The 17,895-nt window shown below is 50.9% G+C and carries 15 protein-coding genes; all 15 read left to right on the plus strand.

Annotated elements, in window-relative coordinates; genetic code table 11:
- Positions 1–140 precede the first annotated feature (140 nt).
- The 15 genes from AWM70_RS05220 (at position 141) to yfmH (ending at position 17,878) form a co-directional block, all read left to right on the plus strand.
- On the plus strand, positions 141–1,172 hold the full coding sequence (locus tag AWM70_RS05220; protein WP_068694652.1) for a polysaccharide deacetylase family protein: 1,032 nt from the start codon (positions 141–143) through the stop codon (positions 1,170–1,172).
- Positions 1,173–1,288: 116 nt separating this feature from the next.
- Complete coding sequence (locus tag AWM70_RS05225) at positions 1,289–2,554, plus strand: M16 family metallopeptidase (RefSeq protein WP_068694653.1); 1,266 nt, start codon at positions 1,289–1,291, stop codon at positions 2,552–2,554.
- Positions 2,526–2,981, plus strand: a complete 456-nt coding sequence (gene dut, locus AWM70_RS05230) for a dUTP diphosphatase (RefSeq protein WP_068694654.1) — start codon at positions 2,526–2,528, stop codon at positions 2,979–2,981. Before AWM70_RS05225 ends, dut begins: the two co-directional genes overlap by 29 nt.
- Before the next feature lie 222 nt (positions 2,982–3,203).
- Positions 3,204–4,103, plus strand: coding sequence for a dipicolinate synthase subunit DpsA (gene dpsA, locus AWM70_RS05235; RefSeq protein WP_068694655.1), 900 nt, complete (start codon positions 3,204–3,206; stop codon positions 4,101–4,103).
- Positions 4,100–4,693, plus strand: a complete 594-nt coding sequence (locus tag AWM70_RS05240) for a dipicolinate synthase subunit B (RefSeq protein ID WP_068694656.1) — start codon at positions 4,100–4,102, stop codon at positions 4,691–4,693. Before dpsA ends, AWM70_RS05240 begins: the two co-directional genes overlap by 4 nt.
- A 77-nt stretch (positions 4,694–4,770) precedes the next feature.
- Positions 4,771–5,805, plus strand: coding sequence for an aspartate-semialdehyde dehydrogenase (locus AWM70_RS05245; protein WP_068694657.1), 1,035 nt, complete (start codon positions 4,771–4,773; stop codon positions 5,803–5,805).
- A gap of 122 nt (positions 5,806–5,927) precedes the next feature.
- Positions 5,928–7,145 carry an aspartate kinase gene (dapG, locus tag AWM70_RS05250; protein WP_068694658.1) on the plus strand — a complete coding sequence of 406 codons (1,218 nt, stop codon included), beginning with the start codon at positions 5,928–5,930 and terminating at the stop codon, positions 7,143–7,145.
- A 51-nt stretch (positions 7,146–7,196) separates the two neighbouring features.
- Positions 7,197–8,084, plus strand: coding sequence for a 4-hydroxy-tetrahydrodipicolinate synthase (gene dapA / locus AWM70_RS05255; protein WP_206093448.1), 888 nt, complete (start codon positions 7,197–7,199; stop codon positions 8,082–8,084).
- Positions 8,085–8,447: 363 nt separating this feature from the next.
- Positions 8,448–10,130 (plus strand): ribonuclease J, encoded by a 1,683-nt coding sequence (locus AWM70_RS05260; protein ID WP_068694660.1) that lies wholly within the window; start codon positions 8,448–8,450, stop codon positions 10,128–10,130.
- Between the two features lie 186 nt (positions 10,131–10,316).
- On the plus strand, positions 10,317–11,078 hold the full coding sequence (locus AWM70_RS05265) for a ClpP family protease (protein WP_083180528.1): 762 nt from the start codon (positions 10,317–10,319) through the stop codon (positions 11,076–11,078).
- Positions 11,075–11,305 carry a YlzJ-like family protein gene (locus AWM70_RS05270; protein ID WP_068694662.1) on the plus strand — a complete coding sequence of 77 codons (231 nt, stop codon included), beginning with the start codon at positions 11,075–11,077 and terminating at the stop codon, positions 11,303–11,305. The genes AWM70_RS05265 and AWM70_RS05270 overlap by 4 nt, the downstream gene beginning before the upstream one ends.
- Positions 11,306–11,371: 66 nt before the next feature.
- The gene (locus AWM70_RS05275) at positions 11,372–14,167 is read left to right on the plus strand and encodes a DNA translocase FtsK (RefSeq protein ID WP_068694663.1); all 2,796 of its coding nucleotides are present in this window, start codon (positions 11,372–11,374) and stop codon (positions 14,165–14,167) included.
- A gap of 153 nt (positions 14,168–14,320) precedes the next feature.
- Positions 14,321–15,187, plus strand: coding sequence for a spore cortex-lytic enzyme (gene sleB, locus AWM70_RS05280; RefSeq protein WP_068694664.1), 867 nt, complete (start codon positions 14,321–14,323; stop codon positions 15,185–15,187).
- A 123-nt stretch (positions 15,188–15,310) separates the two neighbouring features.
- A complete protein-coding gene (yfmF, locus tag AWM70_RS05285) occupies positions 15,311–16,591 on the plus strand; it encodes an EF-P 5-aminopentanol modification-associated protein YfmF (RefSeq protein WP_068694665.1) in 1,281 nt (426 codons plus the stop codon).
- Between the two features lie 3 nt (positions 16,592–16,594).
- The gene (gene yfmH, locus AWM70_RS05290) at positions 16,595–17,878 is read left to right on the plus strand and encodes an EF-P 5-aminopentanol modification-associated protein YfmH (protein WP_068694666.1); all 1,284 of its coding nucleotides are present in this window, start codon (positions 16,595–16,597) and stop codon (positions 17,876–17,878) included.
- Positions 17,879–17,895: the final 17 nt, after the last annotated feature.

Consider the following 17,895-nt stretch of genomic DNA (forward strand, 5'->3'; position numbering starts at 1 on the left):
ACCAGTTATCCGCAGGGTGACCGGGAAAGAAAGAGACAGAACAACGATTCTGGCTCTTTTTTTGCGTTCTTTTGCCCGATTCATAATCCTTGGACCATCGTCATAATAATGGGACATACAGGTGAAAGGGAGAATGATCGGTGAATCCAAAGAGGGGTAAGGCGATAGCGGTCGTAGCGGGAGCTGGAGCGATTCTTCTGCTCGGACAAGCAGGAGGGCTGCGCGATTATATTCAGGAAAGCTGGTATCAAGGCGGACAGCCGCAGGCTGAAGCCGTGTTCGCTATGCAAGCGGATGATGAGTCGGGCCAGGAGGCCAATCTGAGGAAAGAAATTGAAGCTGAGGCGCTGAAATTAAATGAGCAGCCGATTGACGCTGTCGTTGACCGGGTCTGGAAGGCGGTACCAGGCTATAATGGCCGCGAAGTAGACGCCCAGGCCACCTATTTAAGAACGGTTGAGAAACGGAAGCTCGCTGAACCCGGCAGTGCCGAAGTGTCCAAAATCTATTATGTCTACCGGGAAATCAAACCGAAGATCTCGCTGGAGGATTTGGGGCCTCAGCCGATCTACAAAGGGAACCCGCATAAAAAAATGGCGGCTCTGATGATTAACGTTGCCTGGGGCAACGAGTACATAAAGCCGATGCTGGATACGCTTGATCAGGAGGGCGTTAAAGCAACTTTTTTCCTGGATGGAAGCTGGCTGAAAAAAAATCCCGAGATGGCCAAAGAAATTCAGGCGCGGGGACACGAAATCGAAAATCACGCCTATTCGCATCCGAACATGAGCCAGCTCAGCAAGGAACGGGCGACACTGGAAATCGTCAAAACCAAGCAGCTGCTCAAGGATACGCTCGGCGTCAATAATACCTGGTTCGCCCCGCCTTCAGGCGACTTCAATCAGCGTACGGTAGAAATTGCGGCAGCGCAGGGGCTGAAAACCGTCCTTTGGACGGTCGATACCGTAGATTGGAAAAACCCCGATCCGGCTTCGGTCATCGCTAAGATTTCCAGAAAAGCAGAGGCCGGTTCACTGATTCTGATGCACCCAACCGCCTCTTCCAAGGCTTCGCTGAAAGGCATCATCCAGGCGCTGAAAGCAAAGGGACTTAAGCCGGGAACCGTGGCCGAAACGTTGTCTTCCGACCGGTTAGACGATCCGGAAGGTTGAGTGCATCGCCTTTTTTTGGTACGATCAGTAAGACTCGCATCGGAAGATGCAATCATAACCCTGTTTATAATTTTGCCGCTGGCGACAGCAGGCAAGGAACTCTAGGAGGTCCTTTCGTGATCAAGACGCAGTTAAACAACGGCCTTAGAGTCGTGATGGAGAAAATTCCGACTTTTCGCTCCGTTTCCTTCGGCATCTGGGTGAAAACAGGATCCAGGAACGAAAAGATCGAGGAGAACGGCATTTCCCATTTTATCGAGCACATGCTCTTTAAAGGCACAGAACGTTTCAGCGCCAAAGACATTGCGGAGCAGTTCGACGCGATCGGCGGGAATGTGAACGCCTTTACTTCCAAAGAATATACGTGTTATTACTTCAAAGTGCTGGATCAGCATCTGGAGATTGCCATGGACGTGCTGGCGGACATGTTTTTCCATTCCCAGTTTGACGAGGAAGAGCTGAGAAAAGAGAAAAATGTTATCCTCGAAGAAATCTCCATGTATGAAGACACGCCGGATGATATGGTGCATGATCTTCTGGCTGAAGCAGCGTACGGCGGCCATTCTTTGGCTTTCCCGATTCTGGGTACGGAAGAACGTCTGCAGCCTATGGATTCGGCCAAGCTGCACCGGTATATGAAGGAGCATTATACGCTGGACAATACCGTGATCAGCATTGCCGGCAATTATGATGAGGGGATAATCGACCTGCTGGAGAAATATTTCGGCGGCTTCAACATCACTGGAGGCGAGCAGCAGCTGGTTGAGCCTGACTTTGTAGGCGACCTGCGATTTTACAGGAAAAAAACCGAACAGAATCATATCTGTCTAACCTTTCCGGGACTGCCAAGCGGCCATGACAAGCAGTATGCGATGCTGCTGCTCAACAATGCGCTCGGAGGCGGCATGAGCTCCAGACTGTTCCAGGAAATCCGGGAGAAACGCGGGCTTGCTTATTCCGTGTACTCCTATCATAGTTCCTATGCGGACAGCGGTTTATTTTCGATCTATGCGGGAACGGCCCCTAAGCAGACCAAAGAGGTTCTGGAATTGACGAAAGAGCTGCTGCTTGAGGTTCGTGACAAGGGTTTGACCGAAGATGAGCTGCATAAAGGCAAAGAGCAGATGAAAGGCAGCCTGATTCTGGGCTCGGAGGGCACGGGCAGCCGGATGAACCGTCTCGGCAAAAATGAACTGATGCTCGGCAAACACTACACGCTTGATGAAATCATCAGCCGGATCGAAGCGGTGAAGATGGAGGATATCGAGGACGTGATCGCCCGGATGTTCAAGCAGCCTTTTGCGCTAGCGATGGTGGGTGCTTCAGATAAAGTAATATCAGGATTAAGGAGAGATGAGCTTGTCGTATCTAGTACAAATTAATCGCCTTCCGGGAAATGAAGATATTGAACTTCCCCGTAAAATGTCCGAGCTGGCTTCCGGATTCGATCTTTATGCCGCTGTAGAGGAAGACTTCGTTCTGAAACCAGGGGAACGCGGGCTTGTGCCTACCGGCTTTGCGCTGGCGATGCCGGCAGGCCTCGAGGCTCAGATCCGGCCAAGAAGCGGCCTGGCGCTTAAAGCAGGCCTTACCTGCCTGAATACGCCGGGAACTATTGACGCGGATTATCGCGGCGAAATCAAGGTTCTGCTGATCAATCTCGGGCAGGAGCCGTTTACGATCAAACGCAACGAGCGGATCGCGCAGATGGTCTTCCAGGCGGTGCCGGCTGTTGAACTGCAGCAGGTAGACGTCTTGTCCGAAACGGTGCGCGGAAGCGGCGGCTTTGGCCATACCGGCCGGAATTAATTCATTTGCCTATCTTCCATATCTTGAACCACGATTAACCAAACCGTTTGTGTGCCGAGGGAACCTCTTGGCTGCACAAGCGGTTTTTTGCTGAGTGCGCCTGCCTCTCCGCCGGAGAAATCTGGCCTTCCTTCCGACCTTTGCGCAGGGCCCTCACCCCCGGCTCCTCCCCTGCATAAGATACATGGATAAAAGTTAGTCTGAAGGGAGTGACATCCAATAATGCTTACCGGACTGACGATTGTATTTCTGGGTGGCGATGCGCGCCAGCTGGAGGTAATCGGTAAGTGTGCCGAACTGGATGCTGCCGTCAAGCTTGCGGGGTTTGATCAGCTGAAGCCGCTGCCTCATGGGGTCTCGGGGGAGAAGCTGACCGAAGATCTGATGTCGGAAGCGGATGTGCTCATTTTGCCTGTACTCAGCTGCAGTGACACCGGAGTTGTAAGCACCTCATTCTCGGAAGAGAAGCCGGTGCTTAAAGAGGAGCTGATCGCTGCGCTGCCCAAGCATGCTTTGATCTACACAGGTGTGGCGAAGCCTTACCTGCTTAAACTGTGCGAGAAGTACGGCATAAAGGTCATTCAGGTGCTGGACCGGGACGATGTTGCCATTTACAATTCCATTCCTACCGCTGAAGGCGCGCTGATGCTGGCGATACAAAACACCGACATCACTATACATGGATCTACCTGCGCGGTGCTGGGCATGGGCAGGACGGGATTCACCATGGCAAGAACGCTGCAGGGGATCGGCGCTAAGGTGAAGATGGGCGTTAGAAGGAAAGAGCAGTTTGCCAGAGCGGAGGAACTCGGCTGGAACCCTTTTCTGACGCAGGATTTGGCCAATGAGGCGAGCGGTGTTGACTTGATTTTTAATACAATTCCGAATATGATTATCACAGCACAAGTCCTATCAAAATTATCGCCAAAGGCGGTTATTATCGATCTTGCTTCTGCCCCGGGCGGCACCGATTTCCGGTTTGCCGAGAAACGGGGCATCAAGGCGATTTTGGCGCCAGGTCTACCCGGAATTGTCGCTCCCCGCACGGCCGGAATCATTATGGCCAATTGTATTTGTCAATCATTGGAAGAGGAGTTAACGACACGGGGGGATGAACGGTGAATTTTGAAGGCAAAACGGTAGGCTATGCGCTTACGGGTTCACATTGTACGCTTGAAGAGGTTATGGAGCAGGTTTCACGATTTGTGCAGCTCGGGGCCAAGGTCATTCCAATCGCTTCGCCATCCGTAATGACTACGGATACGCGGTTTGGCACCTCCTTACACTGGCAAAAGCAGTTGAAAGAATTGACAGGGAATGATATCATTTCTTCAATTGTAGATGCAGAGCCGCTTGGACCCAAGAATATGCTGGATATTATTGTGATAGCTCCATGCACGGGGAATACGACAAGCAAGCTGGCCAACGCCATGACAGACAGTCCTGTCCTGATGGCGGCCAAAGGAATGCTGCGCAACCATAAACCGGTGGTCATTGCCATTTCCACGAATGACGGGCTTGGCTTAAACGCAGCGAATATCGCTAAATTGCTGGCGGCCAAAAATTTCTATTTTGTGCCGTTTGGCCAAGATAATCCGACCGGCAAGCCAAATTCGCTTGTGGCCGATATGAGTTTGATTCCTGAAGCTTGCTATGCCGCTTTGCAGGGCAAACAAATTCAGCCGATGCTGGTTCAGCGCGTTCAGGGCTGATCAATTTTTGCAGCCCTGCGAAACTGCAATTATATGTTATATAATAATTATTAGATAGTTGAGGGGAGACGCACCAGATGAGCAAAACGAGATGGAATGTCGCTGTAGTAGGAGCGACGGGAGCCGTTGGAGAACAAATCATAAAACTACTAGAGAAACGGGATTTTCCGGTAGGAAAGCTTAAGCTGCTGTCCTCCGCCCGTTCAGCGGGAACTGTCGTTACCTTTAAGGGACAGGAAATTGTCGTTGAGGAAGCTCGTCCGGATAGTTTTGAGGGCATCGACATTGCGCTGTTCAGCGCAGGCGGCGATGTCTCCAAGGAGCTTGCCCCTCATGCGGTTCGCCATGGCGCTGTATGTATTGACAACACCAACGCTTTTCGGATGGATGAAAATACACCGCTTGTTGTTCCCGAAGTCAACGCAGAGAAGATTTGGGAGCATAAAGGGATTATAGCCAACCCGAACTGCTCTACCATTCAAATGGTTGCGGCGCTTAAGCCGCTTTATGATAAGTTTGGCATTGACCGCATTATCGTATCGACCTATCAGGCCGTATCTGGTGCAGGAGCTCGCGCCATCGACGAAATGCGCCGTCAAACCAAAGAAATTCTGGAGAACGGCGCCACAACGCCTGACATTCTTCCGGTAGGCTCGCTGCCGGTGAAACATCAGATCGCGTTTAACGCCATTCCTCAAATCGATAAATTCCAGGACAACGGATATACCTTGGAAGAGATGAAAATGGTACGTGAAACCAAAAAAATCTTCGGTGATGATTCGGTACAAGTGACGGCAACCTGCGTTCGGATTCCTGTAGTATACGGTCACTCAGAATCGGTATACGTGGAACTCAAGCAGGATTTCGATCTGGAGGAAGTGAAGCAGCTGCTTTCGGAAGCGCCGGGCGTCGTGCTGGTGGATGATCCTTCCCAGCAGGCTTACCCGCTGGCTTCTGAAGCCGCCGGCAAAAATGAAGTGTTCGTCGGCCGCATTCGTCGCGATTTGACGAACAGCCGAGGCCTCAATCTTTGGATCGTGTCGGATAACCTCCTTAAAGGAGCCGCTTGGAACGCCGTTCAAATCGCCGAACAATTTGTAGCCAAATCTTAATTTGGGATATACAGGACCGGCCGAGAAATCGGCCGTTCTTTTCTTCATAACGATAAAAAAATAATACATCCATTCCTGACCCGGAATGAAAGTTGGTTCATCTAAGTTGGAGGTTGAGTTCCATGCGTGTTTTGGTGCAAAAGTTTGGCGGCACCTCTTTGGCTACGTCGGAAGCGAGAGAACATGTGCTTAAGCATATAACAAGAGAATTGGCGGACGGGTACCGCCTAGTGGTCGTTGTTTCGGCCATGGGCCGCAAAGGAGACCCTTATGCTACGGATACCCTGCTCGATTTAGCCGCGGCAAACGGCAACGCACTTCCGGCCAGGGAAAAGGATTTGTTGATGTGCTGCGGCGAAATCATATCAGCCGCTACCCTGTGCAGCCTGCTTGAAGCGAAAGGCATTTCGTCCACGGTATTAACCGGCGCTCAAGCCGGCTTCAGAACGGATGCGCATTTTGGCAGCGCCCGGATTCTGGACGTTGTGCCGGACCGGATTTTTAAAGAATTTGAAGACAAAAGCGTGGTGATCGTGACCGGGTTTCAGGGCGAAAGCGCCAGCGGCGATTTTACCACCCTTGGCCGGGGAGGAAGCGATACTTCGGCTACGGCGCTTGGAGCGGCTTTGCATGCCGAAATCGTAGATATCTACACAGACGTAAACGGTATTCTTACTGCAGACCCGCGGCTTGTCGAAGATGCCAAACCATTGGCTTATGTCAGCTATGCCGAAATTTGCAATATGGCCCATCAGGGAGCCAAGGTCATTCATCCGCGGGCTGTTGAAATTGCCATGCAGGCCGGTGTACCGGTGCGCGTCCGGTCGACGTTCAGTGACGAAAAAGGTACGCTTGTTGCGAATCCGGAAGGCTTCAAAGATGTCCAGGCGGGTGTGGTGGACCGCTTTGTAACGGGAATTGCTTATGTCGGCAATGTCACACAGATCATGGTGGAATCCGGCGAAGGAAGTTACAAGCTTCAATTGCAGGTGTTTAAAGCCATGGCAGAGAATGATATAAGTGTAGACTTTATTAACGTAACCCCAACTGGGGTCGTTTATACGGTTTTTGATTATGAAGCGGACAGAGCCGCCGACAAGCTCAGAGAGCTGGGGTTAAGTCCGAAGATCTTGACCGGCTGCGCCAAAGTATCCGTTATAGGCGGGGGAATTAACGGCGTTCCCGGGATTATGGCCAAAATCGTCGAAGCGCTGGCCGAGAAGGATATTCAGATTCTGCAGTCCGCGGACTCGAACACGACGATCTGGGTGTTGGTTCATAAGGAAGATATGGTGCAGGCCTTAAGGGCTCTTCATAAAAAATTTGAGCTTCATATCTAAAGCCGATTCATCGGCAGCTTAAAGAAAGTCAAACACAGATGAGGAGGACGAATTGTGGATTTCGGAAGATTAGTGACTGCGATGGTCACCCCCTTTGATGAAGCTGGGCAAATCGATTGGGACCAGACCGCAAAGCTTATAGATTATTTAGTGGAAAATCAGAAATCCGACACGCTTGTGATCAGCGGGACCACGGGCGAATCGCCAACACTGTCGACCGAGGAGAAGCTGCTTTTATTTGATTTTGCGGTCAAACATGCCGCAGGCCGCTGCAAAATTATCGCCGGTACCGGCACCAACTCCACCGAAGCTTCGATCAAGATGACCAAAGAGGCGGAAAAGCTTGGGGTGGACGGGGCTTTATTGGTGGTGCCTTATTACAATAAACCAAATCAGGAAGGCATGTTCCGCCATTTTGAAGCTATTGCAACCTCAACGACCCTGCCGATCATGCTGTATAACGTTCCAAGCCGGACGGTTGCCTGCTTAAGCACGGAAACCATTCTTCGCCTGGCTGAAATCCATAACATAGTAGCTGTTAAGGAGTGCGCCCCGCTTGAGCAGGTGGCTCAAGTGGTCTCGGCAGCGCCTGCCGGGTTTAGAGTCTATTCCGGAGAAGATGCCGCAACGCTGCCTGCCCTGGCGGTCGGAGGACACGGCATCGTTAGTGTTGCCAGCCATATTGCCGGTGCCGAGATGAAGGACATGATCGAAGCTTATCTGGGCGGCGAGGTGGCCAAAGCGGCGAAACTGCACCAGAGGCTGCTGCCGCTCTTTAAAGGGCTATTCGAGGCTCCGCACCCGGTTCCGAATCCGGTTGCCGTTAAGTTTGCCTTGAATGAACGCGGTATTTCAGTAGGTTCGGTCAGACTGCCTCTGGTTCCGGCGACGGAAGAAGAACAGCAATTTATCCGTTCGCTGCTTGCTGAACGAGTTTAAGGATTTATCCAAACTTTGGTTAATTAAAGTCCAAATAAAGGTCATGCTGTTAAAAACCGATGCTCCCTGCGGGGCATCGGTTTTTCTGTATCGAGACAAGGTAAGCAGGAATGGGAAGGAAGGCCGACTTGTGTTTTGACAAATTAATCATGTATAATGAGTTCAAGTGACTGGGTGCGGTATATTTTAGAAATTTAGTATAAGAACAAACTTCCACAGAAAATTCTACATGCGCATTGGGGCCGCCGGCAACGGAAGTTTATTCTTCAACTGCGTTTATGTTGTCTTTTAAGGGGAGTAGGTCCTTTTCTTATATCGTTTAACAAAATATGACGTCCAAATTTATAGGAGGGTTAGATCGTCTTGTCCAAAAAAAATAATAATGACAAACTAAGCATCTTCTCGCTCGGCGGCGTAGCCGAAATTGGGAAGAACATGTACGTAATTCAGTACGCCAATGACATCGTTGTCATTGATGCGGGCCTTAAGTTCCCTGAGGAGGACATGCTCGGCATCGACATCGTCATTCCCGATATCTCTTATTTGACTGAGAATCGCGATAAAGTCAGAGGGATCGTATTGACGCACGGGCACGAAGACCATATCGGCGGATTGCCGTACGTACTTAAAAATTTGAATGTTCCGGTTTACGGAACTAAGCTGACACTCGGACTAGTTGAGAACAAATTGAAAGAAGCCAACCTGTTGGGAGAAACCAAACGGATTCTGATTGATGCCGATTCGGAAATCCAGCTGGGAAGTACGCTGAAAGCAACGTTTTTTGCTACAAACCATAGTATTCCGGACTCGGTTGGCGTATGCGTAGAGACGCCGGAAGGCAATGTGGTCCACACGGGTGACTTTAAATTTGACCATACTCCAGTTAACGGTCAATTTGCGGATTTGCAGCGGATGGCTCAAATCGGCGCACGGGGCGTGCTTGCCCTGCTTTCTGACAGTACGAATGCTGAGAAGCCGGGCTTTACGCCATCGGAGAAGAGTGTCGGCGAAGTGCTCGATGATATCTTCAGCAAAGCCGAGCAACGGGTTGTCGTGGCAACCTTTGCGTCCAACGTACACCGGATCCAGCAGGTAATGAATGCCGCTTACAATACGGGGCGTAAAGTAACGATTATCGGCCGCAGTATGGTTAACGTAGTAGGAATCGCATCCGATCTGGGTTATCTTGAGGTACCGGACGGCTTGATTATCGAACCTGAAGAAGTCAATAAAATGGCTGCTGATCGTGTTGTGATTTTGTGCACGGGTTCTCAGGGCGAACCGATGTCCGCTTTGACACGAATGGCTCGTTCCACTCACCGTAAGGTGGATATTTTGCCGGGAGATACCGTTATCATTGCAGCTACTCCGGTTCCAGGCAACGAGAAATATGTAGGCCGTACCATTGACGAATTGTTCCGCCTTGGCGCAAATGTAATTTACAGCCGTTCCAATTCCGGCGTTCACGTATCCGGTCACGGCAGCCAGGAAGAATTGAAGCTGATGCTGAACCTGATGAAGCCAAAATATTTTATTCCGATTCACGGTGAACACCGGATGCTTCGCAGACACGCTTTGCTTGGCGAAAGCGTAGGCGTGGAGCATGAGAACATCTTCCTCATCGACATCGGCGATGTTGTTGAAATCCAAAACGGGGTTGCCCGCAAGGCAGGCAAAGTGCAGTCGGGCATCGTCCTGATTGACGGACTGGGCGTTGGTGATGTAGGAAACATCGTATTGCGTGACCGTAAGCTGCTGAGCCAGGATGGTATCCTTGTTGTAGTAGTTACGCTGAGCAAACAAGATGGCAAAATCGTCTCTGGTCCGGATATTATTTCCAGAGGTTTCGTATATGTTCGGGAATCCGAAGGTTTGCTGGATGAAGCGAACCGCATTGTAAGCAGCACGCTTGAGAAGCTGATGAGCGAGAAAGTCAACGAATGGGCATCGCTGAAAACCAATGTCAAGGATTCGCTTGGACGTTTCCTTTACGAGCAAACCCGCCGCAGACCGATGATTCTTCCAATTATTATGGAAGTTAATTAATGATCGGCTGCCAGCGTTATCACAGACCTCATTCTGCATAACCAGGCACACAGCCTCTTCTCCACCTTGAAGCATTGGATGGCTTCGGGGGAGAGGGGGCTTTTTTGCATGGCAACCTAAATTTGTCGGCATACTAAGCGGCGTAACGAAGCCGAAAGGAATGAGGACATGAGCGAACGATTTGTTATGAAAGATACAGAGAACGAAACTCCCGAACCGTCTCCGTCCCCTTCCCCTGCGCCTGCAGGGCCAGAGGGAACCGGTTCTCAAGTCATGGAAGCGATTCAGCAGCTGGGGCAAACCGCCGTCCCTGCAGCGGAAGCCTCCAATATATACTGCCTGACCATCATCGGCCAGATTGAAGGCCATATTATGCTGCCGCCGCAAAATAAAACAACCAAATATGAGCATCTGATTCCCCAGCTGGTAGCGGCCGAACAAAATCCGAAAATCGAAGGTATTCTGGTGATGCTGAACACGGTGGGCGGAGATGTCGAAGCCGGATTGGCGATTGCGGAAATGATCTCTTCGCTGACAAAACCGACCGTAACCGTAGTCATTGGCGGGGGGCACAGCATAGGGGTTCCGATTGCCGTCTCCTCCGACTATTCGCTGATTGCGGAAAGCGCTACGATGACCATTCACCCGATTCGCATGACAGGGCTTGTAATCGGGGTGCCGCAAACCTTTGAGTACATCGAGAAAATGCAGGAACGAGTCGTCAAATTCGTCACAAGCCACTCGGCGATTACGGAGAAGAAGTTCAAGGAGCTGATGTTCAAAACCGGCGAATTGAATCGGGATATCGGAACGGCCGTAGGCGGCTCGGATGCTGTGAAATACGGACTGATTGATGCGCTCGGCGGAATTGGAGACGCGATGCTTAAGCTGAACAGTTTGATCCAAGCCAAAAAGACACTTTCCGCTCAAGGGGGACTGCAGCAATGAGTATTTATACGATTGTGCCGGAAGAAGCGTTGTGGGAAGGGTATGAAACGCAAGAAAATTATGTGGAGCTGGAGCTTGGCGGTGTGCTTATGCAGGTGCGGTTGGAGGCGGATCATAAAGCGACCATCGTCCGGCTGCTGCGATGCGGTTTGGAGGATTATTTGAATCCGGCTTACGCGCCGGGACAAGAGATCGCCTTTATGCCTGTTTTGATGAAAAAGCCGTAACGGGCGCGGGATTCCTCTAGGTACCCTCCAGAGAATATGGTATAATATTCATCTGGAGGTGTTCCTGTGGCCGGTAAGAAACGCAAGAGAAAAAAGACAGCTTTAACCCGCATTTTAAAATATGAAATCTACGGGATCATCCTGATTACTTTGTCCATTATTGCCTTGTCAGGGGAAGCAGCGGTTGGCAGATCGCTGTCTAAAATGGCGGCCCTGATGTTGGGCAAATTTTATTTTGTCATTCCGCTTATCGGCATTTATGCCGGACTTACGGTGATGATTCAGCGCCATTGGCCCAATAAATGGACCAGCAGAAAAAGCGGCCTGGTATTGGTCGTGTTGTCTTTTGCGCTGATGAGCACGATTTCCGCCATGGAATTAAAGCTGACGCCTGTCGGGGCTTTAACGCCAAACCATATTTTTAACCAAACCCGGATTGATTTGCAGCAAGCGTTAAGTATGCCCGGGTATGGCGGGGCGGTATCTATCTTTAAATTGGATATCAGCGGCGGATACATAGGAGCGGCCGAATTTGCGCTGCTCAGCATGCTTTTTGGCCTGACCGGCAGCAAACTGATTTTAATTGTGATGTTTGCCATCAGTTTTATGCTTATTACGAATCTATCATTTGTAGAACTGGGAAGGCTGGTTCGGACCCGGGTGTTTAATCTGGGAGAAGTAATTTCCCGCAAATTGCGGACGCTCCGAGCGGTTCCCGCCGGGCAGAAGCGAAAGGCAAAGCCGGCTGCGGTCAAGGCGTCTGCTGCTCCGGCCTTTGATCCGGACGACGATGACGAGGATTACGATCCGGAGTCTGAAATTCCGTCTGGCCCGGCAGCTCCGAAGAAGCCGGTTTTCTTTCAGCTTCTTGGTTTTAAAGGCAATCGTCAGGAGCGGCAGCCATTGATGGATGAAGCCGATTTGGACGCTCCTTTTGAAGACAATGCCTCCCCGGCGATTATTACAGGGCCTGCTTCGGATACTGCTGATTCGGTAGACTGGAACGAGGTTAAGTTTAGCGGCGGGTTTGACCGTACTGAACCTGCGGCCGAGCTGAATCCGCGGCAGGAAGAAGAGCGGGGGTTGATTATTCGCGATTTCTTCGATCATATTCGCAAGGAGAATGGGGATTACGAGGATGATCATGAAGAGACATTTTATTCTTCTGTTGCGGAACATGGGAACCGAGTGGGACAAGACTATGGAGCGGGGGACGAATCAGGTTATGAAGGCCCTCAAGCTAACAGTCCGGTGAACCAGGAGCAGGAAGAAGTGTTCGGACAGCATGGGGAAGGTGCCTCTGGCATGGATCTTGAAGAAGAGGATACTCTGAATCCAGGGTCGGCAGCCATAAAGGAAGAGGGAACAGCAGGAGGCGCTGGAAGCGGTGAACATGCTGAGCAGCCGGCTCAGGCAGAACCGCCCAAACCCAAGCCTAAACCTTATAAGCTGCCGCCTTTCCGTCTGCTGGAGAGACCAAGCGACGGGAATAAAGGCGGAGATCAGGCCGATTATATGAATACGGCACGTAAGCTGGAGGCCACGCTGGAAAGCTTTGGAGTCAGAGCGCGGGTGCTTGAGGTTGTACGCGGACCTGCGGTGACGCGGTATGAAATCCAGCCGGATATCGGGGTCAAGGTCAGCCGGATTGTCAATTTGACCGACGATATTGCGCTTGCTTTGGCGGCCAAGGATATTCGGATGGAGGCGCCGATTCCCGGCAAGTCCGCTATCGGCATCGAGGTGCCGAACAGCGAGGTTTCAATCGTGACGATGCGGGAGGTAATGGAAACAGCGACCTTCCAGAAAGCCGAGTCCAAGCTGTCGATCGCTTTTGGCCGTGATATATCAGGGCAGACGATTGTGGGCAACCTGGCCAAGATGCCCCATTTGCTTGTAGCGGGTGCGACCGGTTCGGGGAAATCCGTATGTATTAACGGGATTATTACGAGTATTTTGTTTAAAGCCAAGCCGGATGAAGTGAAATTTATGATGGTCGATCCTAAAATGGTCGAGCTTAATGTATATAACGGCATTCCGCATCTGCTGGCACCGGTTGTGACCGATCCGAAGCGAGCCTCGCTGGCGCTCAAGAAAATTGTTGTCGAGATGGAGAAACGATATGAGAAGTTCTCCAAATCGGGCACCAGAAACATTGAAGGATACAACAATTTAATGAAAGACAATCCGGATGCCATCCTTCCTTATATCGTCGTTATTGTGGATGAGCTGGCCGATTTGATGATGGTTGCCGCAAATGACGTCGAGGATGCGATCGCACGTCTGGCGCAGATGGCGCGGGCTGCCGGCATTCATTTGATCATTGCCACCCAGCGCCCGTCTGTAGACGTTATTACCGGGGTGATTAAAGCCAACATTCCTTCGCGGATTGCGTTTGGGGTATCCTCGCAGGTCGATTCGCGCACCATCCTTGATATGGCCGGAGCCGAGAAGCTGCTGGGCCGCGGGGATATGCTGTTTATGCCGATGGGAGCGTCCAAGCCGGTCCGCGTTCAAGGGGCCTTCATGAGCGACCAGGAGGTGGAGACAATCGTCCAGTATGTCAGCAGCCAGGGTCAAGCCGAATATGACGAAAGTCTGGTGCCGGAAGTGGACGATACCCAGCAGGAGATGGAAGAAGTGTTGGATGAGCTTTATGATCAGGCAGTCCAGATTATTCTGGAGGCGAAGCAGGCCTCCGTTTCTCTGCTGCAGCGGAGAATGCGGATCGGGTATACCCGGGCCGCCCGCTTGATTGATTCCATGGAAGCCCGCGGCATAGTAGGCCCTTATGAGGGCAGCAAACCAAGGGAAGTGCTGGTGTCTGCCGAGCAGTATAATCAAAACCGCATAAGCTCCTGAGGATGCATGCATCAGCCTGGACAAAGGCCGCTTCAGCTTAAAGCTGGACGGCCTTTTTGCTTCGGCAAAAAGATGCATAGGAACCTGAACCTGTTGTCATACTAAAGTTACCCACACTTGGTTAAACCACAGAGAAAGGTAGAGCTAAAGCGTATGACAAATATGAAAAACTGGATTTCAGCCGGTTTGATGCTTACTCTTGTCGGCATGGTTTTGGGATCGTTATACTTCCATAAGCCGGAGAACAACGTTCCGCAAAACGGTCAGCCCGCTTCCGAATTGTCCAAACCCGCCTTCACTTCACAAGTGATGCAGGTTGGCGCATTTGGCCAGGATGTTTATGAATTGCAGGGACGTTTGAAATTCCTGGGTTTCTACAAGGGCAGCCTGGACAGCTATTATGGAACAGTAACCCGGGATGCTGTCTATACGTTCCAGAAGCAGTTTGGCATGAAGCCCGATGGTGTCGCCGGGGACAAAACGAAATTAAAGCTTTATAATGCTACAAAGAATTGGAAGCCGGAAGCTTCCTCTTATAACCCGAACCCGAATCATGGCGCTGCATCCGGAGCCGGTCAATCCGGCGGCGCGGGGGATGCAGCCAATGGAGGGGCACAAGAATCGGATAACGACTCTTCATTGGGTTCGGCCAACGCTTTGAATCTGACGGAAAATGACCTTAAAATTATGGCCAATGCCGTCAACGGCGAAGCCCGGGGCGAGCCGTTCGAAGGCCAGGTAGCAGTAGCGGCCGTTATTTTGAACCGGGTGAAATCGCCGAGTTTTCCAAACACGGTTTCCGGCGTTATTTTTCAACCGGGTGCATTTACCGCGGTAGCGGATGGGCAAATCTGGCTTACGCCTAACGAATCGTCCCGGAAAGCCGTCCGACAGGCACTTAACGGCTGGGATCCCTCCGGCGGATGTTTGTATTACTTCAACCCGGAAACGGCCACCTCGAAATGGATTTGGAGCCGTCCTCAAGTGAAGACGATCGGAAAACATATTTTTTGCATGTAACCATGCTTGGGCAGAAGCAGCCGGGAGTTCATCTTGGTTGCTTCTTTCCTGTTAATTGGTATAGAATGGAACTACATTTTCGGGACCATCTTAAATCAGTCTTTTGAAAAGGGGTTTTGACTCTTGACAACGATGCAGTTTGAACGAGGCGAAGTGAATCATATCCGGATTCATGTGCTGCCAACCAAACGTTTCAAAACTTTTGCCGTTTCGCTTTACGCCGGCATTCCACTGAAGGAAGAACAAGTGACGCCTACGGCCTTAACACCGTTTGTGCTGCGCAGAGGTACAGCTTCTTATCCGGAAACAACTCAGTTCCGCGAACAGCTAGAGCATATGTACGGCGCCGGGTTTGGCTTTGACGTATATAAGAGAGGTAATTATCAGCTGATTACGTTTCGTATGGATACGATTAATGACTCATTTGTGAAATCAGAGGATTCCCTTCTGGAGCAAACCTTTTCGTTCCTGGGTGAAGTCGTCACTAGGCCGCTTACAGAGAACGGAGCTTTCAAAGCATCTTATGTGAAAGCAGAGAAAGACAATGTGCGCAAGAAGCTGGAATCGATCATCAACGACAAGGCTAGATACGCGGCTGAACGTTGTATGGAGGAGATGTTTAAACAGGATGTTTACCGTCTAAATCCTCTGGGCAGCCGGGAGCAGCTGGAGAGCATTACCGAACAGAGCCTGTACCAGGCTTACGAAAAATGGCTGCAGCAGGCTCACCTGGATCTTTACGTGGTGGGGGATACTTCCCTGGAAGAAGTCTCAGCTTTGGTTAAGAAACATTTTCCGCTGAGTCGTTCCGCTTCCCCTTCTTATATCCCTGAAGAGGTGGAGTTTGAGCCAAGGGGAGTCAATAGTGTCACCGAGCGTTTGAATGTTAACCAGGGCAAACTGAACATGGGGCTCCGGACGCCGATCACTTATGGGGATGACCGTTATGCTTCGGCTTTGATGTACAGCGGAATCCTCGGGAGTTATCCGCATTCCAAGCTGTTCGTTAATGTACGGGAGAAAGCCAGCCTCGCTTATTACGCTTCTTCACGGTACGACGGGCATAAAGGATTGGCTACCATCCAGTCGGGGATTGAAATCCAGAATTATGAGAAAGCGCTGACCATCATTAAAGAGCAGCTTGAGAGCTTGCGGCAAGGCGAAATCAGCGAGCTTGAAATGAGCCAGACCAAAGCAATGATCCGCAACCAGCTGCGGGAAATGCAGGATTCGGCGTTCGAGATGATCGCTTATGATTTCAACCGTGTTTTGTCAGGCAAAGACCGTCCGGCGGAGCAGCTGCTGGAGCAGGTCGAAGCCGTTACCAAGCAGGATATCGTCAAGGCGGCGGAAACCTTCCATTTGGACACGATTTATTTCCTGACAGGACAGAAGGAGGAATAACCGGTGGAGAAGATTACTTACGATAAACTTCAGGAAACGCTCTATCATGAGAAAATGGAGAACGGGCTTGAGGTGTATGTACTGCCGAAACCCGGTTTCTCAAAAACATACGCCACCTTCTCAACCAAATACGGCTCGATCGACAATCATTTTAAAGTCGAAGGACAGGATGAAGTTAAGGTTCCCGACGGGATTGCTCATTTCCTGGAGCATAAAATGTTCGAGGAGCCGGAGGGGGATATTTTCTCCACCTTTGCTTCCCATGGTGCTTCCGCCAACGCGTTTACGAGCTTTAATCAAACCGTGTATTTGTTCTCGGCGACCGATTACGTATACGAGAACATTGAAACGCTGGTGAATTTCGTACAGAACCCCTATTTTACCGATCAGAACGTGGAGAAGGAGAAAGGCATTATCGGCCAGGAAATCAACATGTACCAGGACAATCCGGACTGGCGTGTTTACTTCGGATTGATCGAAGCTTTCTATAAGGTTCACCCGGTTCATATTGATATTGCCGGAACGGTTGAGTCCATCGGCACCATTACAAAGGAAACCTTGTACACCTGTTACAACGCTTTCTACCATCCTAGCAATATGCTGCTGTTTGTTGTGGGCGGAGTTGATCCGGAGCAGGTACTCAAGCGGGTCCGGGACAATCAGGCCGGCAAAAATTACAAGCCGCAGGGGAATATCGAACGTTTGTTTGATCAGGAACCTCATGCCGTAGCGGAAGCCAAAAAAGTCATCAAACTTCCGGTTTCTCTGCCGAAATGTCTGTTCGGCTTCAAGGATACCAAGGTCGGCTTGACGGGAGAGGCTTTGATCCGGCGCGACCTGGTCACCAAGCTGATGCTGGATCTGCTGTTTGGCTCGAGCACCAAGCTGTATCAGAAGCTGTATGATATGGAACTGATTTCGGACAGCTTCGGCCATGAATATAACAGTGATGAAAATTATTCGTTCTCGGCCGTCGGCGGAGATACACGCGATCCGGATTTGCTGCTGTCAACGGTGAAGGAAGAAGTAACCAAACTGGCAGGAAGCGGCTTTGAACGAACAGACTTTGAGCGGGCTGTGAAAAAGAAGATCGGCGGTCACCTGCGCATGCTGAATTCGCCGGAAAATATTGCCCATGAATTTACCCGCTACCGCTTCCGCGGAGGAGATTTGTTCTCCGTGGTTCAGCTGTACGAATCCATTACGCTGGATGAGGTGAATGAACGCCTGCGCGAGCACGCGGATTGGAACCAGCTGGCGGTATCGCTTGTGGTGAGTCCGGAGTGATTAACGGGGGAGAGAAG

It is taken from the genome of Paenibacillus yonginensis (assembly GCF_001685395.1).
Taxonomy (GTDB): domain Bacteria; phylum Bacillota; class Bacilli; order Paenibacillales; family Paenibacillaceae; genus Fontibacillus; species Fontibacillus yonginensis.

Excerpts from the sequence above, each read along its gene's own strand:
- AWM70_RS05265 (WP_083180528.1), top strand. The coding sequence starts at position 10,317 with ATGAAAGATACAGAGAACGAAACTCCCGAACCGTCTCCGTCCCCTTCC.
- AWM70_RS05270 (WP_068694662.1), top strand. The coding sequence starts at position 11,075 with ATGAGTATTTATACGATTGTGCCGGAAGAAGCGTTGTGGGAAGGGTAT.
- dapG (WP_068694658.1), top strand. The coding sequence starts at position 5,928 with ATGCGTGTTTTGGTGCAAAAGTTTGGCGGCACCTCTTTGGCTACGTCG.
- dut (WP_068694654.1), top strand. The coding sequence starts at position 2,526 with ATGAGCTTGTCGTATCTAGTACAAATTAATCGCCTTCCGGGAAATGAA.
- AWM70_RS05245 (WP_068694657.1), top strand. The coding sequence starts at position 4,771 with ATGAGCAAAACGAGATGGAATGTCGCTGTAGTAGGAGCGACGGGAGCC.
- sleB (WP_068694664.1), top strand. The coding sequence starts at position 14,321 with ATGACAAATATGAAAAACTGGATTTCAGCCGGTTTGATGCTTACTCTT.
- dpsA (WP_068694655.1), top strand. The coding sequence starts at position 3,204 with ATGCTTACCGGACTGACGATTGTATTTCTGGGTGGCGATGCGCGCCAG.